The sequence below is a fragment of the Streptomyces sp. NPDC126499 genome, assembly GCF_040302485.1.
Classification (GTDB): domain Bacteria; phylum Actinomycetota; class Actinomycetes; order Streptomycetales; family Streptomycetaceae; genus Streptomyces.
Window position 1 is genome coordinate 82352 of sequence record NZ_JBEOUO010000019.1, and the last position, 24311, is coordinate 106662.

Genomic DNA, 24311 nt, shown 5'->3' on the forward strand with positions numbered 1-24311 from the left:
CCTTCAGCCGTAACGGTTCGTCGTTCGCCCGGCTGCGTACGGTCCGATCATGACCATCACCGGCGGCACCGCCCCCGAACGCGACCCCGCTCCAGCCGCCCGCGACCGTACGCACGGTCCGGCGGCGCCCGGGGTAGTCCCCGCTCAGGGACGTCCACGCGTACCCGCGCCTCAGTCCCCGTCCGTTCCCGCCCCCCTTCCGGCCTCCGCTCTTGTGCCCCCTCTCGCCTCCCCCCTCACGTCTCCTCTCGCCTCGGCAGAGCGGAGCAGGGGCGAGAGGACCCGGCCAGCCGTCACGGAGTTACGGCTCTCCGCCTTCGGCGCCCATCGCGGGACCGTCCTTCCGCTCGGGCCCGTGACGCTGCTCCGGGGCCCGAGCGGAAGCGGCAAGTCCACCGCCCTGCGCGCGTACGAGGTGCTGGCGACGCTCGGCGCCGGTGCGGGGCTCGCCGAGGCACTGCCGGACGCGGCGGACCGGGTGCCCGAGTCCGCGAGGCCCGACACCCAGGGGAGGCGGGGTTTCCGGATCGGCTGCACGGTCGACGGACCGGTGGGGCCGGTCCACCTCGACATCGCCGTCCAGGCCGAACCCTCCCTGAGGATCGTCGGCGAACGCCTCACCGCCCAGGGCCGTGTCCTCCTCGCCACCGCCCTGCGGGACCCCGGCCGCGGCACCGTTCAGGCCGAATGGCACACAGCGGGCAGCACCCCCGTCACCAGGGCCCCGCTGCCGGACGACCTCCTCGCCACCGCCCTGCTCCCGCTGCGCGTCGCCGGCAAGACCCAGGGGCAGCGGGACGTGCTGGCCGCGGCGGAACAGGTGATCGTCGGGCTGCGCTCGGTCTTCCCGTGCGACCCGCAACCGCGGAGCATGCGGGCACCGGTGCCGGTGGGCGAGGGCCGACTGCGAAGGGACTGCCGCAATCTCGCGGAGGTCCTGCACCGCACCGCCACCGCATGCCCCCGGCGCCACGTCCGCCTGGCCGCGTTCGCCGGTGCGGGCTGTGCGGGGCCGGTCACGGGCCTCGGCCTACGGGAGTCGGCGGAGGGCGACACCGTCCAGGCCGTGCTGGAGCGCGCCGCCCGCGCGGCGACGCCGCTGGGCCGTCTCGGCGACGGCGAACTGCGCTATCTCGCCCTCGGCCTCGTCCTGCTCACCGGTCCCGGCGTGCTCGCGGTGGACCCCGTCGCCGAGGTGCCGCAGGCCATGCAGACGCTCACCGTCCTCGCCGACGGCCTCGACCGCGGCCTCGACGGCCGGCAGCTACGCGCCCTGCTCTCCCTGGCGGAGGAGATCTGCGCGAAGGGCCACCTCCGGCTCGTCGCGACGGTCGGAGAAGGAGCCGTCGTCGACGCGCCGAGCGTGCCCATCGTGTCGAAGGAGGCGAACGTGCCGAAGGCGTCGAACGAGGTGAACGGGTCGAACGAGGCGAGCGGGGTGACGGGGCCGAGCGGGGTGGGTGGGCCGCGCGGGGTGCGTGGGGTGAACGAGAGCAAGGGGCCGAACGAGTCCCAGGTGACGGTGGTAGACCTGGGGCGTGACAGAACTTGACGTGCCGGGCCTGCAGCGCCGCCTCGCGGACTTCGCCGCGGCCCGCGAGTGGCAGCCCTACCACACGCCGAAGAACCTGGCCGCGGCGCTGAGCGTCGAGGCCGCCGAACTCCTCGAAATCTTCCAGTGGTTGACTCCCGAGGAGGCCGGGCGGGTGATGGCGGACCCGGAGCAGGCGCACCGGGTCACGGACGAGGTCGCCGACGTCCTCGCCTACCTCCTCCAGTTCTGCGGGGTGTTGGGGATCGACCCGCTCGCGGCGCTCGCGGCGAAGATCGACCGCAACGAACTCCGTTTTCCCGTGCGCGGACGCCGGTCCGAGGCGGCCGCGCAGGGTGACGACGACGCCGATCGTCACTCTTCGGAGTGATCGAGTTATCCACATCGAGCTTCCTGTCCACAGTTTCCCGAATTCCCCTGGTGTTTGGGTCCAGGCGGCCTCACGCTGGGTAATGGAATGAATGAGCGGTAAGTCTGGGGAACGGGGGCGGCGTTGATGGAAGCGGAGCGACTCATCGCGGCCGGTCGGCATGCGCTGGCCGAGAGCCACACGGCGCTGGACATCGTGGCGGAGGCCTGGCAGGCCCAGGTCCTCGCCCAGGCCATAGGAAGTCACCTCGCGCTCGGCGGCCCGCCGGAGCTGCGGGGCGAGGCACGCGGGCTGAGCGAGATAGGCGGCGGGCGGGTCACGGTCGACCACTCCGTCCTGCGCACCGGTGGGTTACGGGCCACGCAGCTCACCGCCGTGGGCGACGCGCGCGCGGCGCTCACGGCGCTCGGCGCGCTTCTCGGCGAGGTGGGCATCGCCCTGGTCGGGGTGGCGTGCGCCACCGACGAGGACGGGCTCTACTGGCAGTGCATCGAGGCGATCGACGCCGCCGACGAGGCGGGCGACCGCGTGCGCACCATGCTCCGCCGCCTGGCCGTACGTGAGCGAGAGCGCGGCCGACCGCCCGACCCCACCCGCAACCGGGCGGGTCCGACCCCAGGTCTGCGCTGAGCACCACGGCCGGGCGGGGGGGCGAGCGCGTCGGACCGGGCCGGACCGAGCCGGACCGAGGCGGGCGGAGACGGGAGGAGGCGGACGGAGTCGGACCGGGGCGGATGGAGCCGGAGGAGGCGGACCGAGGCGGACGGAGGCGGTCCGAGCCGTGCGGAGGAGGGTGCCGGTGCGCGGGCGGCGGGAGCGGCGCCAGGGCTCGGGGGCTCGGAGGCTCAGACGCGGGCGTCAGGCGGGGGTGACGTCCGGGTGGTCGGGGCTCGTGCGGGCGGAGGCGGGCGACTGGCGGTCCGCCGACGACTGGAGGTCGGCGTCGAGCTGGGACAGGTCGGCGGTCAGGGCCGCCATCAGCTCCTCCATCTGCTGCAGCAGGCCTTTCGGAGCACCGCCCTGCTCAGGCACCGACGGCTCGGACCGGGCCGGCTGTGCGGACTCCGCCGACACCTCTGACTGCACGGACTGCACGGACTGCACGGACTGCACGGACTGCACGGACTGCACGGACTGCACGGACTGCACGGACTGTGCGGACGGGAGGGGCGGTACGGGCTGTACGGACTGTGCGGACGGGAGGGGCGGTACGGGCTGTACGGACTGGACCGACGGCTGCGGGGGCGGCACCTGAGTGACGGGCTGCTCGGGAACGACCCGCTCCGGTGCGGCTTCCTGGGACATGGCGGCCTCCTCGGCCCGGGGCCCTTCGGCGCGGGAAGGGCCACCAGAGAGGCGCACCGGCAACGGCCGCCGGCGCGCGGGCCGGGCGGTCCGGCTCCGCCCGAGCCAACGACGCCCGCCCGCCCCTGGTCACTGGCCCATGGGGACGCCGCCCGCCAGGGGTGTGGATATTCACCCGGCCGTGCCGGTGGAGATCATCCGCTGACGAAACGGTTGACGCGCATACGGGAGCAGAAGGCGGGCCGGGGGGTGGGGAGGGAGGGGGAGGGGGGAGCCCCCCCGGGAGGCGTAATCGGGGCTTAAGGAGGGTGGGTCAGGATGGCTCGTTCACGTGGGAAGCCGAAGCGAGGAGTGCAGGGATGACGGGGCTCATGGTCGACAGTGACGTGTGGATCAGGCGGTTCCATCCGTCCGCGGCGGGGGACTCGGAGCGGATTCCGCTGGTCTGTTTTCCGCACGCGGGTGGGTCGGCCGGCTACTTCCACGGGCTGTCACGGTTGTTGGATCCCGCGGGGGTCGAGGTGCTGGCCGTTCAGTACCCGGGACGGCAGGACCGCAGGGGCGAGGCTCCGATGGAGGACGTGCGGGAGATCGCGGCCGCGGTCGTCGCGGCGATCGCGCCGTGGACGGAGCGCCGCCCGGCGTACTTCGGGCACAGCATGGGTGCCGTCGTCGCTTTCGAGGCGGCGCGGCTGAGTGAGCCTTCGGTGCTGTTCGCCTCCGGGCGCCGCGCGCCGTCCACGCACCGTGCGGAGGCGTTCCATCTGCTCGACGACGACGCGCTGATCGCCGAGACGGAGCGGCTGAGCGGAGTCTCGTCGGAGCTGCTCGCCGACCCCGAGATGCGGGAGCTCGTGCTGCCGCCGCTGCGGGCCGACTACCGGGCGATCGAGACGTACCGCCCGGAGCCGGATGCCGTCGTACGAGTGCCGATCGAGGTGATCGTGGGTGACCGGGACCCGCGGGTCAGCGAGGAGGAGGCACGGGCCTGGCGGGCGCACACCACAGGGCAGTTCGGCTGCACCGTCGTCCCCGGTGGCGGGCACTTCTATCTGGCGGACCGCGGCGAGGAGCTTGCCGCTCTGATCACCGGTAGGCTCGCCCGGCTGCCGCGCTAGCAGGTCCGCCGGGCGAGCAGGGCTGCGGGTCAACCCTTCAGGGCCAGGGCGAGTGTCGGAAATATTTCTGGAACGGCTGTTCGGTCGCTTGGCTAGGGTGCGGCCATGGCGAACTACGTGCTGGTGGCAGGTGCGCGGCTCGGAGCGTGGGCGTGGGACGAGGTGGTGCCGCATCTGAGAGCGGCCGGCCACGGCGTCTACCCGCTGACGCTGTCGGGTCTCGCCGAGAAGCGAGGCGTGCCGGCCGGGCAGCAGACCCACGTGCAGGACATCGTCGACGAGGTCGAGCGTCGGGATCTGCGTGAGGTCGTCCTGGTAGGTCACAGCTACTCGGGCATCCCGGTCGGTCAGGCCGCCGAACGGGTCGGCGATCGGCTGGCGGGCGTGGTCTTCGTCGACTCCAGTGTTCCGGCCGATGGCGAATCGTTCGTCTCCTCCTGGCCGGACGGCGGGGTGACGGTGCGGGCGTCGATCGCCGAGAACGAGGGATTCTGGCCGGTCGCGCCTGCGACCCACTTCGAGGGTCACGGTCTCACCGATGAGCAGATCGCACGGATCGTTCGCGGCTCGTCGCCGCACCCGGGCGCCACGCTGACCGAACCCGCCGTGCTGGAACGGTCGCTCGGTGACCTCCCGGCGACGTACGTCACGTGCACGCTCGGTGACCCCGAGCCGGGCGATGACGTGGCAGACCTCCTGCTCAGCGAGGACTGGCGGCTGATCGAGATGGACACCGGCCACTGGCCGATGTTCTCCCGGCCGCGCGAACTGGCGCAGGTCCTCCTCGGCACCGTCGGGAAGTGACCGCAGCTCTACGCTGACGGACTCCTTGTCGCCCTGGGGGTTGGTGCCGGAGATGCGCGCCGGAGCGATCCGGGGACGGACGGCCCGAGCGGGCCCGGCGGGGCCGCGAGCAGCGGTCCGTCCGGGCCCGCTCGGGTCAGCGTCGCGGTGGCCAGAGGCCGTCGATCAGGACCGTGAGGACCTGGTCGGCCTCGTCGGGGGCGTGCTCTCGGGTCCAGGCCACCGCGGCGATCAGCGCGAACAGCTCGGCCGCGGTGATGTCGTCCCGCACCTCGCCGGTCCGCTGTGCGCGTTCCAGGAGCTGCTGGCCGGACGACTGCATCGACGTGCAGGCGTTGTTCAGCTCGGAGGTCTCGTCCTTGAGGCTGTCCATCAGCAGGGTCACGAGTCCCCGGTACGTGGTGGCGTGGGCCACCGCCGCCCGGACCCAGGTCGCGAGGGCCGCGCCGGCCGGCTCCGTGGTCAGCAACTCCTGGGCCGTGTCACCGAGTTCGGAGAGGCTGTCCCGGAGCATCGTCTTGAGCAGGGCCTCCCGGGTGGGGAAGTGGCGGTACAGCGTCGCGTTGCCCAGCCCCGCCTGCTTGGCGATGTCGTCGAGCGAGGTGTGGATGCCGTGCTTGTCGAAGGCCTTCCTGGCCTCGGTCAGGAGTCGCTCGTAGTTGCGGCGGGCGTCTGCGCGCATCGTGCTGTCTTCTCCTCAGCCGTGCTCGGACGGTGCCGCCGCCGGCGACGGCAGCGGCACCATAAGCGGGGTAGGACCCCGATTCTATCCTGCCTCCCCGCCGATCTCCCTGCTCAGCCGGGCGGCCAGCTCCGCGGGCGTCGGATGGTCGAACGCGAGCGTCGCCGCCAGTTCGAGCCCCGTCGCCTCGGCCAGCAGATTGCGCAGCTCAAGGCCCGTGAACGAGGTGAATCCGGCCTCCAGGAAGGTGGCGTCCGGGGCGATCTCGGCGACGGAGTCGTGCCCGAGTACGTCCGCCGCCGAGGACAGCACCAGTTCCAGGAGCTCCGCCTCCCGCTCCTCGGGGGCGAGCCCGGCGAGATTCCGGCGCGGGACGGGGTCTCCGAGGGCATCGACGACTTCGAGGCCGCCGTCCCGCGCCGGGGTGGAGGGGGCCGCCGGCTCCTCTGCGAGCCGTACGGCCGGGGCGTGAAGCCAGTACGGGCGCCGCTGGAAGGCGTACGGCGGAAGGGGCACCCGCCGGCCCGCGGGGGCGAGCCCGGCCCAGTTCACCGGGCGGCCGTGCGCCCAGGCCAGGCCGAGCGCCGTGAGCAGCGTCCGCGCCTCCGGGCGGTCGGCGCGCAGGGCCGGGACCAGGACCGGCGGCTCCTTGCGCAGGCTCTGCGCGGTGAGGGCGGAGAGGATGCCGTCCGGGCCGAGCTCCACGTACAGGCGGACGCCCTCGTCCTCCAGGTGCCGCACGCCCGGGTGGAAGCGGACCGCCTCGCGGACGTGCCGCACCCAGTAGTCGGGGTCGCCCAGTTCCGCCGCGCTCGCGGGCCGGCCGGTCAGGTTGGAGATCAGCGGGATCACCGGCGGTGTGAAGGACAGCGCCGCGACGGCCTCGCGGAACTCCTCCAGGATTCCGTCCATGTGGTGCGAGTGGAAGGCGTGGCTGACCCGCAGCCGCTTGGTCTTGCGGCCCTGCGCCCGCCAGTGTGCCGTGGCCTCGGCGGCCGCGTCGACGTCGCCCGAGACGACCACCGACCGGGGTCCGTTGACCGCCGCGATCGACAGCCGGCCCCCCGCGAAGCCTCCCGTGGCGCCGGGGCCCTCCGTGCCCCCCGCGCCCTTCGTGCCCTCCGCCCCTGCCGCGTCTCCCGTCAGGAAGGCCTCGACTTCCTCCTCGGAGGCCTGTAGCGACACCATGGCGCCGTCGCCCCGGGCCGACTCCATGAGCCGGCCGCGGACGGCCACGAGCGCCACCCCGTCCTGGAGGGTCAGCACGCCCGCCGCGTACGCGGCGGCCAGCTCGCCCACCGAGTGTCCGATCACGAAGTCCGGTACGAGTCCGTGGTGTTCCATCACCCGGAACAGCGCCGTCTCCAGCGCGAACAGGGCGGCCTGCGCGTAGCGCGTACGGTCGAGCAGGGCGGCCTCGGGCGTGCGGGGCGCCGCGAACACGATGTCCCGCAGCGGCCGTTCCAGGTGCCGGTCGAAGAGCGCGCACACCTCGTCGAAGGCGGCGGCGAACACCGGGTGGCACTCGTACAGTTCGCGGCCCATCCCGAGGCGCTGGCTGCCCTGGCCGGTGAACAGGAACGCGGTGCGCGCGCGGCGCTCGGTCCTGCCCCGGACGACGGCCGCGGACCGGCCGCCGGACGCGAGGTCCGCGAGGCCCCGCAGCAGGGCCTCGCGGTCCTCGCCGAGCACGACGGCCCGGTCCTCCAGGGCCGGCCGGGTGGCCAGGGTCCGCGCCACCTCGGTGGCGGTCGGTCCGGCGTGCTCCGTCAGGTGGTCGAGCAGCCGGCGGGCCTGCGCGGCCGGGGCTCCCGGGCCCCGGCCGGACAGCGGCCAGGCGACCAGCGGGAGCGCGGCACCCGCGCGGCTCTGGGCGGCCTCGGCAGGCCCCGAAGTCCCCGAGGTCGCCGAAGTCCCGGAGCTCCCCGAAGTCCCTGAAGCCCCCAAGACCCCCGAGGTCTCCGAAGCACCGGCCGGCTCCGGCGCCTCCGCGTCCCCCGCCTCCGCGTCCCCCGCCTCCGCCTCCGGGGCTTCCTCCAGGATCAGATGCGCGTTGGTGCCACTGATCCCGAAGGAGGACACGCCGGCCCGGCGCGGCCGGCCCTCCTCCGCGGGCCACGGGCGGGGCGCGGACAGCAGCCGGACCGTGCCGTCCGACCAGTCCACGTGGGGTGTCGGCTCGTCCGCGTGCAGCGTGCGGGGCAGTACGCCGTTGCGCAGGGCCATCACCATCTTGATGACGCCGCCGACGCCGGCGGCGGCCTGGGTGTGCCCGATGTTCGACTTGAGCGCGCCCAGCCACAGCGGCCGGTCGGCGGGCCGATCCCGCCCGTACGCGTTGATCAGGGCCTGCGCCTCGATCGGGTCGCCGAGCGTGGTGCCGGTGCCGTGGGCCTCGACGGCATCGACGTCGGCGGGGGCCAGCCGGGCGTTGTCGAGGGCCTGGCGGATGACCGCCTCCTGGGCGGGCCCGTTGGGCGCGGTGAGGCCGTTGCTCGCGCCGTCCTGGTTGACGGCGCTGCCGCGGATGACGGCGAGCACCTCGTGGCCGTTGCGGCGGGCGTCGGACAGCCGCTCCAGGACGACCAGGGCCGCGCCCTCGCCGAAGCCGGTGCCGTCGGCGCCGGCCGCGAAGGACTTGCAGCGGCCGTCGGCGGACAGGCCTCGCTGCCGGCTGAACTCGGTGAACAGACCGGGCGTCGACAGGACCGTCGCGCCGCCTGCCAGGGCGAGCGAGCACTCGCCCTGGCGCAGCGCCTGGACGGCCAGGTGGATGGCGACCAGGGAGGAGGAGCAGGCGGTGTCGACGGTGACGGCCGGGCCCTCGAAGCCGAAGGTGTACGAGATGCGGCCGGTGGCGACCGACGGCGCGGTGCCGTTGCCGATGAAGCCCTCCACCTCCTCCGGGATGCGGGGGAGCCGTGCCGCGTAGTCGCTGTACATCAGGCCCGCGAAGACCGCGGTCCGGCTGCCCCGCAGCTCGCGCGGGTCGAGCCCGGCCTGCTCCAGCGCCTCCCAGGTGGTCTCCAGGAGCAGCCGGTGCTGCGGGTCGGTGGCCAGCGCCTCGCGCGGGCTGAGTCCGAAGAAGCCCGCGTCGAACTCGGTGGCGTCCGGCAGGAAGCCGCCGTTGCGGGTGTACGAGGTGCCGGAGCGGTCCGGGTCGGCGTCGTACAGCGCGTCGAGGTCCCAGCCGCGGTCCTCGGGGAAGCCGCCGATGGCGTCGGTGCCGGAGTCCACGACCCGCCACAGGTCCTCGGGACCGCGGATGCCGCCGGGGTAGCGGCAGCCGATGCCGACCACGGCGATCGGCTCCCGGGCCGCGGACTCGGCCTCGGCGAGCTTCTGCCGCGTCTCGTGCAGGTCCGCGGTGATCCACTTGAGGTACTCGACCAGCCGTTCCTCCTGGGAGGCGGGTTCGGCGGTGGTGTCCGTCTCGGTGGTGCTGTCCGTCGTCGGCGTCGTTGTCGTCACTTCGACCGGGCCTTCCTGCCGAATTCGCTGTCGATGAGATCGAGGAGGTCGCTCGCCGATGCGGACTTGATCCGGGCGGCCACGTCCTCGGGGCCGGCCTTCGGCGAGCCCGCGGCGGCTGCCGCCGAGGGGGTGGCCTCCAGGCCGCTCAGCAGCTCCCGCAGCCGCCTGCCGACCTCCGTACGGGTGTCGGTGTCGGTCTCCGGGGTCAGGGCGAGGGCCTTCTCCAGGGCGTCGAGCCCGGCGAGCGGGTCGGTACCGGCGGCCTCCTTGGCGCCCGGAGCGGCCGCCGCCTTCGCCGCCGCCGTCTTCGCCGCGGCCTCCTCCGCGCCGGCGCGCAGGCGGGTGGCCAGCGCGGCGGGCGACGGGTGGTCGAAGACCACGGTCGCGGGCAGCCGCAGTCCGGTGGCGGCGCTGAGCCGGTTGCGGAACTCCACCGCCGTCAGGGAGTCGAAGCCGAGCTCCTTGAACGAGTGCTCGTCGTCGATGAGGGTGGTGTCGCTGTGGCCGAGGACGAGCGCGGCGGTCTCCCGCACCAGGTCGAGGACCAGGCGCTCCCGTTCCTTCTCCGGTACGTGGCCGAGGCGTTCGGCCAGGGAGCCGGCCGGTGCCGCCGTGGCGGCCCGGCGCGCGGGCGCCGGTACGAGTCCGCCGAACAGCGGCGGCAGGAGCCCGGCCCCGGCGCGGCGCCGGAGTTCGGCGCGGTCCAGGCGTGCGGCGACGACGGCGGCCGGCGCGCCGGCCAGGGCGCGGTCGAGGAGGGCGAGTCCGTCCTCGGCCCTGAGCGGTACGACGCCGTCGCGGCCGAGCCGGTCGCGTTCCCGGCCGTCGAGGTGGCCGGTCAGCGCGCTGCCGTCGGCCCACAGTCCCCAGGCCAGGGAGAGCGCGGGCAGCCCGAGGGCCTGCCGGTGCACGGCCAGACCGTCCAACAGGGCGTTGGCGGCGGCGTAGTTGCCCTGTCCCGCGTTGCCGACGACGCCGGCGAGCGAGGAGAACAGGACGAACGCGGCGAGCGGCAGCTCGCGGGTGAGTTCGTGCAGGTGCAGCGCCGCGTCGGCCTTGGCGGCGAGCACCGTGTCGAGCCGCTCCGGGGTCAGCGACTGGATGACGCCGTCGTCCAGGACGCCCGCCGCGTGCACGACCGCGGTGAGCGGCCGGTCGGCGGGGATCCGGGCGAGCAGGGCGGCGAGCGCGTCGCGGTCGCCCGCGTCGCAGGCCTCGATCCGGACCTCCGCGCCCAGCGCGGTGAGTTCGGCGGCGAGGTCCGTGGCGCCCGGGGCGGCGGGTCCGCGCCGGCCCGTGAGCAGCAGGTGCCGCACGCCGTGGCCGGTGACGAGCCGGCGGGCGACGAGCCCGCCGAGGGTGCCGGTGCCGCCGGTGATCAGGACGGTGCCGTCCGGGTCCCAGGGCCGGGCCCCGGCTCCGGCGTCGGTCGTGGTGCCGGGCCTCGGGGTGTCCGGCAGCGCGGTGAGCCGGGGCGTGTACCAGGTGCCGTCGCGCAGGGCGAGTTCGCTCTCGTCGGGGCGGGTTCCCGCGGCCAGGGCGCGCAGCGAGGCGTCCGTGCCGTCGTGGTCCAGCAGCACGATCCGGTCCGGGTTCTCGCTCCGCGCCGTGCGCAGCAGGCCCCACGCGGCGGCGGCCACCGGGTCGACGGTGTCGCCGTCCCGTACCGCGACCGCGCCGCGCGCGGCCACGAGGAGGCGTCCCGCGGCGAGGTGTTCGTCGGTCTGCCAGTCGCGCAGCAGCGCGAGCAGCGGGTCGAGCACGGCCCGGACATCGGCACCGGTCGGGACGGTCTCGGTGCCGGTCCCCGTGGTGCCGGTGGTCCCGGTCCCCGTGGTCCCGGTGCCGGTCCCGGTGGCCCCGGTCCCGGTGGGGGGAAGGACGGCGACGACCGTGTCCGGCGCTCGCAGCGTGCCGTCGGCGACGGCCGCGCCGAGCTCGGCCGTGCCGGCGAACACGGGCGCGTCGCCGAGCGCCGCGGCGATCCCGCCGCCGTGCTCCCCGAGCACCGCCCACGTGCCCTCGGCCGAGGCGGTCGATGCCGCCGGGGCGGCCTGGCCGCCGGCCGTCCAGTCGACCGCGTACAGCGGCAGGTCCGCCGCTCCCGGGGAGCGCAGCGCGGCCAGCTCGGCGGCCGGCAGCGGACGCAGGGCCAGCGTCTCGACGTCGGCGACGGGCGCGCCGTCCGCGTCGGTGAGCCGCAGGGCGACCGAGGTCGTGCCGGTCCTGGTCAGTCGCACCCGCAGCGCCTTCGCGCCGGTGCGGTGCAGCCGTACGCCGCCGAAGGAGAACGGCAGCAGGATCTCCGTGGAGTCCCCGGCACCCTCCCCGGCGCCGTTCGCGTCCGCCTCCCCGGAGCCGTCCGTGCGGTCCGTGGCGTCCGTGCGGTCCGTGCCGTCCGTGCCCGCCGGCGCGAGCGCCAGGGCGTGCAGGGCGGCGTCGAGGAGCGCCGGGTGGACCGCGTGGCCGGTGGTGTCGGTGTCCTCGGGCAGCTCGACCTCGGCGTAGAGGTCGTCGCCGTCGCGCCACAGCGCGGTGAGCCCCTGGAAGAGCGGCCCGTACGCGTAGCCGCGGGCGAGCAGTTCACCGTACGCGTCGCCGAGGTCGACCCGTTCCCCGGCCGGCGGCCACACCGGGTTCCCGGCGGGCGCCCGGTCGGCCGGGTCGGCGCCGGAAGCGGCGCCGAGCGTGCCGGTCGCGTGCCGGGTCCAGTCCGCGTCGTCGCCCGTACGGGAGTGGATGCCCAGCGGCCGCAGGCCCGCCTCGTCCGGCGCGCCGACCGTCACCTGGAGCACCACCGCGCCCTGTTCGGCGAGCGTCAGCGGCGCCTCCAGGGTGAGGTCCTCGACGCCGCCCGCGCCGGTGCGGTCCGCCGCGTGCAGCGCCAGGTCGAGGAAGCCCGTGCCCGGGAGCAGCGCCGTGCCCTCCACCGCGTGCTCGGCGAGCCAGGGGTGGGTGCGCAGGGAGACCCGGCCGGTGAACACGACCTGCCCGGAGCCGGCGAGCGGGATGCTGGCGCCGAGCAGCGGGTGCCCGGCGGTGTCCAGGCCGAGGCCGTCCGCGTCGACGGCGGCGCCGGTCCCCTCCAGCCAGTAGCGCTGCCGCTGGAACGGGTAGGTGGGCGGTCCCGCCGGGTCCACGGGCGGCAGCGCGGGCCGCCACGCCGCGGGCGAGGTGCCGGTGACGTGCGCCTCGGCCAGCGAGGTGCGGAAGCGGTCGAGGCCGCCCTGGTCGCGGCGGAGCGTGCCGAGCGCGACCGCCGCGGTGCCCGCCTCCTCCACGGTGTCCTGGATCGCGGGCACCAGCACGGGGTGCGCGCTGACCTCGATGAAGGCGGTGTGTCCGGCGGCGAGCAGCCCGCGCACGGTTTCCTCGAAGAGCACCGGCTCGCGCAGGTTGCGCACCCAGTACTCGCCGGTGAGCTCGGTGCCGGCGAGCGGGCCGCGCGTGACCGTGGACCAGAACGGCACGTCCGTGGCGCGGGGTTCGATCCCGCCGAGCAGCTCGCGCAGCTCGTCGCGCAGCGCGTCGACGTGCGGGGAGTGCGAGGCGTAGTCGACGGGGATCATCCTGGCCCGGACGCCCTCCGCCGTGAACCGCTCCTTGAGCGTCCCGAGGGCCTCGGGCGCGCCCGAGACGACCGTGAGGGCCGGGCCGTTGACGGCGGCGACGTACGTGTCGTCGATCAGCCGCTCCCGTACGACGTCGGCGGGCAGCTGCACCGACAGCATGCCGCCGGTGCCCGCGAGCCGGGTGAGGGCGCGACTGCGCAGCGCGGCCACCCGGGCGGCGTCGGCGAGGCTGAGGGCGCCGGCGAGGTACGCGGCGGCGATCTCGCCCTGGGAGTGGCCGATCACCGCGGCGGGCTCCACGCCGTACCGCCGCCAGAGCCGGCCGAGCGAGACCATCATCGCGAACAGCGCGGGCTGCACGACGTCGACCCGGTCGAGCGGGGCGGCGTCGGGGTCGCCCGCGAGGACGGCGGTCAGGTTCCAGTCGGTGTGCGGGGCGAGCGCGTCGGCGCACTCCCGCACGTAACCGGCGAACTCCTCGCTGTCCCGCATGAGTTCGCGGCCCATGGCGAGCCACTGGCTGCCCTGGCCGGGGAAGACGAACACGGCGCGGCCGGGCTCGTGGCCCACCGTCGTGCCGGTCACCAGGCCGGGCACCTCCCTGCCTCCGGCGAGCGCGTCGAGGCCGGCGAGCAGCGCCTCGCGGTCGCCCGCGTCCACCACGGCGCGGTGGTCGAAGCGGGCGCGGGCGGCGAGCGTGCCCGCGATCCGCCGTACCGGCACCTCGGGGTGCTCGGTGGCGTAGGCGAGGAGCAGACGGGCCTGGTCCTTCAGACCCTGCTCGGTCTTGGCCGACAACAGCCAGGGCAGGTCGGGGAGTCGGTCATCGGCCCCGGCGCCGTCCGGTTCCTCCGGTGCCTGCTCGATGATCACGTGGGCGTTGGTGCCGCTGATGCCGAAGGACGAGACGCCGGCCCGGCGCGGCTCGTCGCCCGCGGTGCGCCACGCCTGCTCCTCGGTGAGCAGCCGCACGGTGCCGTCCGACCAGTCGACGTGCGTCGTCGGGCGCTCGACGTGGAGCGTCTTCGGCAGCAGACCGTTCCGCATCGCCATCACCATCTTGATGACGCCGCCGACCCCGGCCGCCGCCATCGTGTGGCCGATGTTGGACTTCAACGAGCCTAGCCACAGCGGGTGTTCGGCGTCGCGTTCGCTGCCGTAGGTGTTGATGAGGGCCTGGGCCTCGATGGGGTCGCCGAGGCGGGTGCCCGTGCCGTGGGCCTCGACGGCGTCGACCTGGTCGGCCGTCAGGCGGGCGTTGGCGAGGGCCTGGCGGATCACGCGTTCCTGCGAGGGCCCGTTCGGCGCGGACAGGCCGTTGCTCGCGCCGTCCTGGTTGGTGGCCGTGCCCCGCACCAGGGCGAGGACGGGGTGCCCGTTGCGGCGCGCGTCCGACAGCCGCTCGAGCAGCAGCAGACCCGCGCCCTCGCCCCAGCCGGTGCCGTCCGCGGAGTCCGAGAAGGCCTTGGCGAGACCGTCCGGCGACAGCGCCCGCTGCCGGCTGAACTCGACGAAGCTCGTGGGCCCCGCGAGGACGGTCGCGCCGCCCGCCAGGGCGAGCGAGCACTCGCCCTGCCGCAGCGACTGCGCGGCCAGGTGCAGCGCGACCAGCGACGAGGAGCACGCCGTGTCCACGGACACCGCGGGGCCCTCGAAGCCGAAGGAGTAGGCGATGCGGCCGGAGGCCACGCTCGCCGTGGTGCCGGTCGCCAGATAGCCCTCGACCGCCTCGGGCGCCTGCCCGAGCCGGGTCACGTAGTCGCCGGCGACGACGCCCGCGAACACGCCCGTGTCGCTGCCGCGCAGCGTCGTCGGGTCGATCCCCGCCCGCTCCACGGCCTCCCACGCCGTCTCCAGGAGCAGCCGCTGCTGCGGATCCATGGCCGTCGCCTCACGCGGGTTGATCCCGAAGAAGGCCGCGTCGAAACGGTCGGCGTCGGTGAGGAACGCGCCGCGCCGCGTGTACGAGGTGCCGGACCGGGTCGGATCGGGGTCGTACAGGTTCTCCAGATCCCAGCCGCGGTCCTCGGGGAAGCCGGTCACCGCGTCCGTCCCGGACAGCACGAGCCGCCACAGGTCCTCGGGCGAGGCGACACCGCCCGCGTAGCGGCAGGCCATGCCGACGATGGCGATCGGGTCCTCGTCGGCTTCCGCCGCCGTGGCCGGCCCGGCGCGCCGGGCGGCCGGAGCCGCGGCCGGCTCGGCGTCGCCGAACAGACCGGTGCGCAGATGCGCCGCGAGGGCGGCCGGCGTGGGGTGGTCGAAGACCAGAGAGGACGGCAGCCTGAGGCCGGTGGCCGCGTTGAGCCGGTTGCGCAGCTCGACCGCCGTCAGCGAGTCGAAGCCGACGTCCTTGAACGCCCGCTCCGGGGCGAGCGTGTCACCGGCGCCGTGCCCGAGCACCGCCGCCGCCTCGGCCCGCACCAGCGCGAGCAGTTGCCGGTCGCGCTCGGCCGGGTCGACGCCCGCGAGCCGCTCCGCGAGCGACCCGGCACCCGCCGGGGCCGGCCGGCCCGCCGCCGCACGCCGGGTGCGCGAGCGCACCAGACCGCGCAGCAGCGGAGGCAGGGTGCCCGCCTCGGCGCGGGCCCGCAGCGCGGGCGGGTCGAGGCGCAGCGGGACGAGCAGCGGCTCGTCCGTGGTCAGCGCCTCGTCGAACAGCGCGAGGCCCTGCTCCGGGTCGATCGGGGCGAGACCGGCACCCGCGAGCCGGGCCAGGTCGCCCGCGTCGAGCGCGCCGGCCATACCGCCGCCCGCGTCCGCGGCCCCGTCCGCGCCCCACAGGCCCCAGGCGAGCGAGACGCCCGGCAGGCCGTTGGAGCGCTGGTACGCGGCGAGGCCGTCCAGGAAGGAGTTGGTGGCCGCGTAGTTGGACTGCCCGGCGTTGCCGATGATGCCGGCGAACGACGAGAACATCACGAACGCGGCCAGGTCCAGGTCGCGCACCTCGTCCGTGAGCAGCCAGGCCGCGTCCTGCTTGGAGCGGGCCACCGTGTCCAGGCGCTCCGGCGTCATCGACTCGATGGTGCCGTCGTCGAGGACACCGGCCGTGTGCACGACGGCGGTCAGCGGACGCGCCGGGTCGACGGACGCGAACAGCCGCCGCACCGCCGCCGGGTCGCCCGTGTCGCAGGCGACGACGGTGGCCCGGGCGCCGAGCTCCGCGAGCTCGGCGACCAGCTCGTCGGCGCCGGGCGCCGCAAGGCCGCGCCGGCTCGTCAGGAGCAGGTGCCGGACCCCGTGCCGGGTGGCCAGATGACGGGCGACGAGCCGCCCGAGGGTGCCGGTGGCGCCGGTCACGAGGACCGTGCCGTCGGGGTCGAGGGCCCGCGGCAGGGTGAGGACCACCTTGCCGGTGTGCCGGGCCTGGCCCAGGTGCCGGAAGGCGTCCCGGGCCCGCCGTACGTCCCAGGCCTCCACCGGCAGCGGGCCGAGCCGGCCCGCCTCGAACAGGGCGAGGAGCTCGGCCAGCATCTCCTGGATGCGGTCCGGGCCGGCCTCCATGAGGTCGAACGAACGGTAGACCACGCCCGGGTGCGCCTCGGCCACCTGCTCGGGATCACGGACGTCGGCCTTGCCCATCTCGACGAACCGGCCGCCGCGCGGCAGCAGCCGCAGCGACGCGTCCACGTACTCGCCGACGAGCGCGTCGAGGACCACGTCCACACCACGGCCCTCGGTGGCGGCCAGGATCTCCCGCTCGAAGTCGAGGGTGCGGGAGTTCGCCAGATGGGCGTCGTCGAAGCCCTGGAAACGCAGCGCGTCCCACTTGACGGGCGAGGCCGTGCCGTACACCTCCAGACCCAGGGCGCGGGCGATCTGCGTCGCGGCCATGCCGACACCGCCCGCGGCGGAGTGGATCAGCGCCGTCTGCCCGGCGCGGGCGTCGGCCAGGTCGGTCAGCGCGTACAGGGCGGTGAGGAACACCACCGGCGTCGCGGCGGCCTGGGTGAACGACCAGCCGGCCGGCACCCGGGACAGCAGCCGGTGGTCGGTGACCGCGACCGGTCCGGCCGCGCCCTCGGTGAACAGGCCCATCACCCGGTCGCCGGGCGCGAGGCCGTCGACGCCCGGACCGGTCTCCAGGACGTATCCGGCGCCCTCGCTGGCGATCGGTGCCTCACCGGGGTACTGGCCGAGGGTGATCAGGACGTCGCGGAAGTTGAGGCCCGCGGCGCGCACCTGGACCCGCACCTGCCCCGGGGCGAGCGGCGCGTCGGGCGCCTCGGCGGGCAGCAGGGCCAGATTGTCCAGGGTGCCCTTGGCTGTCGCGCCGAGCCGCCAGCCCGCGCTGCCGGCCGGGACGGGAAGGCGCCCCTCGGGCGCGTCCGGCGTCAGGCGGGCGGCGAGCACGGTGCCGCGGCGGAGCGCGAGCTGCGTCTCGCCGGGCGTGTCGAGCGCGGTGCCGAGCGACCGGTACGAGGCCTCGTCGCGGTCCACGTCGACCAGCAGGAAGCGGTCCGGGTGCTCGGTCTGCGCGGAGCGCACCAGGCCCCACACGGCGAGGCTCTGGTCCCGGATCGACTCGTCGTAGCGGGTGGAGACCGCGTGGCGGGTGACGACGACCATCCGCGAGCCGGCGAACCGCTCGTCGGCGAGCCAGCGCTGGATCAGGCCGAGCATCCGGTGCGGCGCCTCGCGGGCGATCGCCACCGGGTCGTACGTGCCCCGGGGCGGGCGTCCCGGCGTGAACGGCACCAGGACCTCGGCCGGTACGGGCCCGTCGGCGGCGGCCAGCGCGTCGAGGTCGGCGTACCGCACGGCACCGTCGCCGAGGGCGTCGGCGACGCCGACGACGTCGGGCCCCACCACCGCGCGCACGGGCGCGGCGGCCGCCGCGTCGTCCCGCGTACGGGCGTCGGCGGCGCCGGGCACGGGCCGCCAGTCGACCCGGTACAGGGCATGCGAGCGGTCGCCGGAGGCGGCGGACGCGGCACCGATGTCGGCCGGACGGATCAGGAGGGCGCCGACGTCGACGACGGGACCGCCCTCGGGGTCGTCGGCGGTCAGGGTGACCGTGTCGGCGCCGGACCGGGTCAGCCGGACCCGCAGCCGGGCGGCGCCGGTCGCGTGCAGGGTGACGTCGGACCAGCTGAACGGCAGCCGCACCGTCTCCGGTGTGCCGCCCACCAGGTCGAGCAGCAGCGGGTGGAGCGCGGCGTCGAGGAGCGCGGGGTGCACCGGGTGCCCGAGGGCGTCGGCCTCCCCGGGCAGCTCGATCTCGGCGTAGAGGTCGTCGCCGTCGCGCCAGGCCGCCGTGAGGCCCTGGAAGGCGGTGCCGTACGCGTAGCCCTGGGCGTGCAGTTCTCCGTAGAGACCGGTCAGGTCGACCTGCTCGCCGGGCGGCGGCCACGGCAGGGACGCGCGGTCCGCCCCCGTGCCGCCCGGGGTGGTGGAGAGGGTGCCGGAGGCGTGCCGGGTCCACGACTCGGCGTCCTCGCCGCGCGCGTGGATCGTGAACGCCCGGCGGTCGGACCCGGCCGCCGCGTCGACCACCAACTGCAGCTCCACCGAGCCCTGTTCGCGCAGCACGAGCGGCGCTTCGAGGGTGAGGTCCTCAAGGGTCGGCGTGTCGGTGTGGCCGGCGGCGTGGAGCGCGAGGTCGGCGAAGGCGGTGCCGGGCAGCAGCACGGTGCCGGAGATGGTGTGGTCGGCGAGCCAGGGGTGGGTGCGCAGCGAGATCCGTCCGGTGAGGACGAGCTGGTCGCTGTCGGCGAGCGTGACCAGCGCGCCCAGGAAGGGGTGCCCGGCGGAGACGAGCCCGGCGGACGTCACGTCGGTCCCGGTGGTCGTCCGCTCGACCCAGTAGTGCTCGTGCTGGAAGGGGTAGGTGGGCAGGTCCTCCACGTACGGCGCCGGGGCCTGGGGCTGCCAGGTGGTGGGGGTGTGGCCGGCGGTGTGGAGGCGGGCGGCGGCGGTGGCGAGGGTGGTGGGTTCGGGGGTGTTCTTGCGCAGGGTGGGCGCGAGGACGGCGGTGGGGTTGTCGAGGGTCTGCTGGGCGAGGGCGGTGAGGGTGGCGTCGGGGCCGAGTTCGAGGTAGCGGGTGGTGCCGTGGGCTTCGAGGTGCTGGATGCCGGGGTGGAAGCGGACGGTTCCGCGGATGTGTCGTGCCCAGTAGTCGGGGGTGCGGAGGTCGTCATCGGTGGCGGGGCGGCCGGTGACGTTGGAGATGACGGGGATCTTCGGGGCGTGGAAGGTCAGGCCGGCGATCGCGGACCGGAACTCGTCGAGGACCCCGTCCATGTGCGCCGAGTGGAAGGCGTGACTGACCGTCAGGCGCTTGGCACGGCGACCGAGACCGGTCCAGTGCGCGAGGGCCTCGGCCACGGCGTCCTCGTCACCCGAAAGCACCGTCGCGTCCGGGCCGTTCAGCGCCGCGACGGTCAGGCTGCCCTCGTACCGGGCCTCGGCCAGGAAGGACGCGACCTCGTCCTCGGTGGCCTGGACGGCGAGCATGGCGCCGTCGTCGCGGGCGGTTTGCATGAGGCGGCCGCGGACGGTGACGAGGGTGACGGCGTCGGTGAGGTCGAGGACGCCGGCGGCGTGGGCGGCGGCGATCTCGCCGATGGAGTGGCCGATGAGGGCGTCGGGGGTGACGCCTCGGTGGGTGAGGGTGCGGTGGAGTGCGGTCTGGAGGGTGAAGAGGGCCGCTTGGGCGTACTGGGTCTGGTGGAGGGTGTCCGGGTCCTTGCCCCACATGACCTGGCGCAGGGGCTGGTCGAGGTGCTGGTCGAAGAGGGCGGCTATTTCGTCGAAGGCGGCGGCGAACACCGGGTCGGACTCGTACAGTTGTCGGCCCATGCCGAGGCGTTGGCTGCCCTGGCCGGTGAAGAGGAACGCGGTCTTGCCGGTGAGGGCGGTGCCGGTGGTCAGTCCGGGTGCCTCGGCGCCGTCGGCGAGTGCGGCGAGCGCGGTGAGCAGGGCGTCGCGGTCGGTGGTGTCGACGACGGCGCGGTGGTCGAAGCGGGCTCGCGCGGCGAGTGCGGCGGCGACCTGGTGTGCCGGGGTGTGGGGATGTTCGGTGGTGTAGGTGTGGAGCTGTCGTGCCTGGTCGCGCAGGGCCTGCTCGCTCTTGGCCGACAGCAGCCAGGGAAGGTCGGCGACTTCCGGGGTGTCGGTGGCTGTGGGGGCTTCGGGTGCCTGCTCGATGACGACGTGTGCGTTCGTTCCGCTGATCCCGAACGACGACACACCCGCCCGGCGGGGCCGGTCGTCGCGGGCCGGCCACGGCTGTTCCTCGGTGAGGAGTCGGACGGTGCCGTCCGACCAGTCGACGTGGTCGGTCGGCTCGTCGACGTGCAGGGTCCGGGGGAGTACCCCGTTGCGCATCGCCATGACCATCTTGATCACACCGGCGACACCGGCAGCCGCCTGCGTATGGCCGATGTTCGACTTGATCGAGCCCAGCCACACCGGCTCGTCGCCGCCCCGGCCCTGCCCGTACGTGTTGATGAGCGCCTGGGCCTCGATCGGGTCGCCGAGGGTCGTTCCGGTGCCGTGGGCCTCGACCGCGTCGACCTGGTCGGCCGTCAGGCGGCCGTTGGCCAGGGCCTGGCGGATGACGGCCTCCTGCGCGAGCCCGTTGGGCGCCGTGAGGCCGTTGCTCGCGCCGTCCTGGTTCGCGGCCGTGCCGCGGATCACCGCGAGCACCGGGTGGCCGTTGCGGCGGGCGTCCGAGAGGCGCTCCAGGACGAGCAGCGCGGAGCCCTCGCTGAAACCGGTGCCGTCCGCGCCGGAGGCGAAGGCCTTGCAGCGGCCGTCCGCCGCGAGCCCGCGCTGCCGGCTGAACTCGGTGAGCAGCACCGGCGACGCCATGACCGTCGCGCCGCCGGCCAGCGCCAGCGAGCACTCGCCCTGCCGCAGCGACTGGGTCGCGAGGTGCAGCGCGACCAGCGAGGCCGAGCAGGCGGTGTCGATGGTGAGCGCGGGCCCTTCGAGGCCGAGGGTGTAGGCGATCCGGCCGGAGGCCACGCTCGCCGTGTTGGTGACGAGGTAGCCCTCGAGCTCGGGGCGGATCTCCTCGGGGCGCGCGTAGTCCTGCGCGATGACGCCGACGAACACGCCGGTGTCGCTGCCGCGCAGGCTGTCCGGGGAGATCCCGGAGCGCTCCAGGGCCTCCCAGGCCGTCTCCAGCAGCACCCGCTGCTGCGGCTCCATCGCCTCGGCCTCGCGCGGGCTGATGCCGAAGAACCCGGCGTCGAAGAGGCCCGCGTCGTGCAGGAAGCCGCCCTTGGCCACGTACGTGGTGGCCTGCGCGTCGGACCCGGGGTCCGGCGCGTGCAGCCGGTCGAGGTCCCAGCCGCGGCCCTCGGGGAAGTCCGTGATGGCGTCGCCGCCGGCGGCGAGCAGCCGCCACAGGTCCTCGGGGCTGCGCACACCGGCCGGGAAGCGGCAGCCGATGCCGACGATCGCGATCGGCTCGTGCGCCGCGGCCTCGACGTCGGTCAGCCTCTGCCGGGTCTGCTGCAGGTCGGTCGTCACCCGCTTGAGGTAGTCCCGGAGTTTCGCTTCGTTGGCCATGAACCCATCCCTCGCAATGCCAGACGGTCTTGCGGGCAACGTCGCCGACGCGGCTTGCGGGCTGCTTAGCGTGACCTAAAGCCGTCGCGGTCCGCCGTTGACCGGCGCGAATGTCCCGTGCGGCGCCTAAGGGGTTCTTTAGGCAGCCGTCAGCGGGGCGACAGCCCGGCGGCCGAAAGTGGCGGGATGGAAGCCTCGGAAATCCACATCCTGTCCGTGGGCACCGCCCTGCCCGGTGACCCCCTGGACAACGCGGACCTCGCCCGGCACTTCGGCATGGACCCGATCTGGGAGGAGTGGGTCGACGCCTTCGTCGGGACCCGGGCCCGGCACCTGTCGGTGGACCTGGCGACCGGCAGGCTCAGGTCCACGCTCGCCGACCTGGCCACCGAGGCCGGTGCCCGCGCCCTGGCGGACGCCGGTCTCGGGCCCGGCGACATCGACCTGGTGGTCCTCGGCACCGCCACGCCCGACCAGCTCATGCCCGCGACCGTCAACATCGTCGCGGACCGGCTCGGGATCGACGGGGTGCCGACCTACCAGCTGCAGTCGGGCTGCGCGGGGGCCTTCCAGGCCCTCGACGTCGGCAGCCAGATGCTACGGGCCGGCGGACACCGTACGGCCCTGGTGATCGGCGGTGAGCTGTGCTCCCGGCACTACGACCCGGGTGTCGACCTCGCGAAGCTCGACTCGGGCGAGCTGGTCAACTTCGTGCTGTTCGGCGACGGCGCCGGCGCGGCCGTGCTGACCGCTGAGCCGACCGCGGGCGCGCCGGTGATCCGCCGGGTCCTCAACCGGCTGACCGGGCTGGGCCGCGAGCCGGGCCAGATCGTGGAGTGGACCGGCGCGCTCGACCGGGACGACGCGGACCGCGCGCACATCAAGGAGGACTACAAGGCGATCGAGGAGTCCGTCCCGGTGATGTCCCGGGAGATCGCCGAGGAACTGCTCGGCGATCTGGGCTGGGCGGTCACGGACGTGGACTACCTGCTGCCGCCCCAGCTGTCGGGGCGCATGACGCGGCGGATCGTCGAGGGCCTGGACATGCCCCTCGCGGAGGAGGTCACCCGCGTGGACACCATCGCCAACACGGGCAACGCGATGCCGTTCTTCCAGCTGGAGCAGGTCCTGCCGCAGCTGGCGCCGGGCGACCGGGTCCTCGGGATCTCCGTCGAGTCCAGCAAGTGGCTGAAGGCCGGCTTCGCCCTCGAACTGCCCTGACCGTCCGCCCCTGCCTTGACCGTCCGCCCTGCGCTGACCGTCCGGGCCTGTCCTGACCGTGCGCCCCTGCGCTGACCGTCCGGGCCTGTCCTGACCGTGCGCCCCTGCCCTGACCGCCCGTACCGGCGGCCCGGTCGGCGCCCACCCCCCCGCACGAGAAGCGCCCGCGGTGACCGCGGGCGCTTCTTCCGTCGTCGCGCGTGCTCAGCGCGGCGCGCCGAACCAGTGCTTCAGGGCCGTCTCCAGACTGCCCGAGCCCTCGGCCCACACGACGTGTCCGTCCGGGCGCAGCAGTACGGAGCCGGTCGCCTCGGCCGCGGACGCGGGCGCGACGCCCACGCGGTCGGCCCAGGCCGCCGCCGTACGGGCGTACGCCCCGGCTTCGCCGCGCTCGCCGTCCCCGCCCTCCTCGCCGTCCCCGCCGACGAGCAGCAGCCCGCGGCCGTCGTGGAGCAGCGGCGCGGCGCCGGGGACCCGGCCGCCGAGCGCGGGGTCGACAGCGGCGGAGCCGGAGGTGTCGTCGGGGCCCAGGCGGTAGCGCAGGTCGACGCCGGTCACCAGCTCCACCAGATACCGGTTGACGTCGTCGAAGCGGGCCAGGTCCGCGACGAGCGAGCGGGCCCCGGCGGTGCGGGCCGCCGGGTGCATCAGGGCCAGCTGGGCGTCGAGCGCGAGCCGCGCCCGCTCGCCCTCCGGGTGACGCTCCGAGTGGTACGTGTCGAGCAGCCCCGGCGGCGCCCAGCCCGCCAGGTCCGCGGCGAGCTTCCAGCCGAGGTTCACGGCGTCCTGCAGGCAGGTGCTCAGGCGCAGGCCCCCCAGCGGGTAGAAGGAGTGCGCCGCGTCGCCGGCGAGGAACACCCGGCCCGAGCGGTAGCGTTCGGCGTTGCCGCTGTGGCTGGTGAACCGGTGGGCCCACAGCACCTCGCGGGCCGCCAGCGGCTGCCCGGTGAGGTGCTCGACCTCGCCCTGGAGTTCCTCCGCGGCGACGGGGCCCGCCGGGGCGGCGGGCGTGCTGCCGAACACGGTGGTGATCACCCGCAGCACTCCGGGGCCGGCGGGCGCGCCGGAGTACACCCCGCCGGCCGGCAGGTAGTGCGCGCCCAGGTGGTGGACGGCGAGCTCGGAGAAGTCGGCCGTGACGTCGCCGACGATGCCCGACACGGTCCAGCCGCTGCCCGGGAAGTCGATGCCCGCGAGGCGGCGCACGGTGCTTCCGGCGCCGTCGGCCGCGACCACGTACGAGCCGCGCAGCAGGGATTCGCCCGCGGAGGTGCGCAGTTTCAGCGTGACGTGTCCGGTGGACTGGCGCAGCTCCGTCACCTCGTGGCCGCGGCGGATGTCCACGCCGAGTTCGCGGGCCCGCTGCTCCAGCACCTCGGTCAGCCGGGGCTGTGGCACGAGGAGTCCGGTGCCCGCCTCGGGCCGGTCGGCGGCCACCTGCTCGGGACGCAGCCACAGCAGCGAGAAGTGCGCCCCGGGCAGCGGGAGTCCGGACGCGCGCAGCGCGTCGGCCAGGCCCCGCTGTTCGAGGAGCGCGACGACGCCCGCGTTGACGGCCTGGCCCGGGGCGTGCGGATCGGGTGCGTCGCGTCGGTCGAGGACGACGACGGGCGCGCCGGCCAGGCCGAGCTCGCAGGCGAGCATCAGACCGGTGGGGCCGGCGCCCACGACGATCACGGGGTCGGTCACGGGG

At 75.0% G+C, this 24311-nt stretch carries 11 protein-coding genes; 6 read left to right on the forward strand and 5 right to left on the reverse strand.

Features of this window, described 5'->3' with window-relative positions:
- Positions 1 to 214: 214 nt before the first annotated feature.
- The 3 genes from ABTZ91_RS25560 (at position 215) to ABTZ91_RS25570 (ending at position 2552) form a co-directional block, all read left to right on the forward strand.
- On the forward strand, positions 215 to 1552 hold the full coding sequence (locus tag ABTZ91_RS25560) for an ATP-binding protein (protein ID WP_407078024.1): 1338 nt from the start codon (positions 215 to 217) through the stop codon (positions 1550 to 1552).
- A complete protein-coding gene (locus tag ABTZ91_RS25565) occupies positions 1539 to 1922 on the forward strand; it encodes a nucleotide pyrophosphohydrolase (protein WP_352079573.1) in 384 nt (127 codons plus the stop codon). Before ABTZ91_RS25560 ends, ABTZ91_RS25565 begins: the two co-directional genes overlap by 14 nt.
- A gap of 126 nt (positions 1923 to 2048) precedes the next feature.
- On the forward strand, positions 2049 to 2552 hold the full coding sequence (locus tag ABTZ91_RS25570; RefSeq protein ID WP_352079574.1) for a DUF6099 family protein: 504 nt from the start codon (positions 2049 to 2051) through the stop codon (positions 2550 to 2552).
- Positions 2553 to 2780: 228 nt separating this feature from the next.
- Here the strand turns inward: ABTZ91_RS25570 and ABTZ91_RS25575 are convergent, their stop codons facing one another.
- Positions 2781 to 3227 carry a hypothetical protein gene (locus ABTZ91_RS25575; protein ID WP_352079602.1) on the reverse strand — a complete coding sequence of 149 codons (447 nt, stop codon included), beginning with the start codon at positions 3225 to 3227 and terminating at the stop codon, positions 2781 to 2783.
- Positions 3228 to 3586: 359 nt separating this feature from the next.
- On the opposite strand from ABTZ91_RS25575, the gene ABTZ91_RS25580 reads away from it, so the two are divergent.
- Complete coding sequence (locus tag ABTZ91_RS25580; protein WP_352079575.1) at positions 3587 to 4345, forward strand: alpha/beta fold hydrolase; 759 nt, start codon at positions 3587 to 3589, stop codon at positions 4343 to 4345.
- A gap of 105 nt (positions 4346 to 4450) precedes the next feature.
- On the forward strand, positions 4451 to 5149 hold the full coding sequence (locus ABTZ91_RS25585; RefSeq protein WP_352079576.1) for an alpha/beta hydrolase: 699 nt from the start codon (positions 4451 to 4453) through the stop codon (positions 5147 to 5149).
- A gap of 136 nt (positions 5150 to 5285) precedes the next feature.
- Here the strand turns inward: ABTZ91_RS25585 and ABTZ91_RS25590 are convergent, their stop codons facing one another.
- The 3 genes from ABTZ91_RS25590 to ABTZ91_RS25600 all read right to left on the reverse strand — a co-directional run bounded on the left by ABTZ91_RS25590 (position 5286) and on the right by ABTZ91_RS25600 (position 21397).
- The gene (locus ABTZ91_RS25590; protein ID WP_352079577.1) at positions 5286 to 5831 is read right to left on the reverse strand and encodes a helix-turn-helix domain-containing protein; all 546 of its coding nucleotides are present in this window, start codon (positions 5829 to 5831) and stop codon (positions 5286 to 5288) included.
- Between the two features lie 84 nt (positions 5832 to 5915).
- Positions 5916 to 9302 carry a type I polyketide synthase gene (locus ABTZ91_RS25595; RefSeq protein ID WP_352079578.1) on the reverse strand — a complete coding sequence of 1129 codons (3387 nt, stop codon included), beginning with the start codon at positions 9300 to 9302 and terminating at the stop codon, positions 5916 to 5918.
- On the reverse strand, positions 9299 to 21397 hold the full coding sequence (locus ABTZ91_RS25600) for an SDR family NAD(P)-dependent oxidoreductase (protein WP_352079579.1): 12099 nt from the start codon (positions 21395 to 21397) through the stop codon (positions 9299 to 9301). The genes ABTZ91_RS25595 and ABTZ91_RS25600 overlap by 4 nt, the downstream gene beginning before the upstream one ends.
- A 186-nt stretch (positions 21398 to 21583) precedes the next feature.
- Between ABTZ91_RS25600 and ABTZ91_RS25605 the strand changes: the two genes are divergently transcribed.
- The gene (locus ABTZ91_RS25605) at positions 21584 to 22618 is read left to right on the forward strand and encodes a 3-oxoacyl-ACP synthase III family protein (RefSeq protein WP_352079580.1); all 1035 of its coding nucleotides are present in this window, start codon (positions 21584 to 21586) and stop codon (positions 22616 to 22618) included.
- A 204-nt stretch (positions 22619 to 22822) separates the two neighbouring features.
- On the opposite strand, the gene ABTZ91_RS25610 is transcribed toward ABTZ91_RS25605, so the two are convergent.
- A complete protein-coding gene (locus ABTZ91_RS25610) occupies positions 22823 to 24307 on the reverse strand; it encodes an FAD-dependent monooxygenase (protein WP_352079581.1) in 1485 nt (494 codons plus the stop codon).
- Between the last annotated feature and the right edge of the window lie 4 nt (positions 24308 to 24311).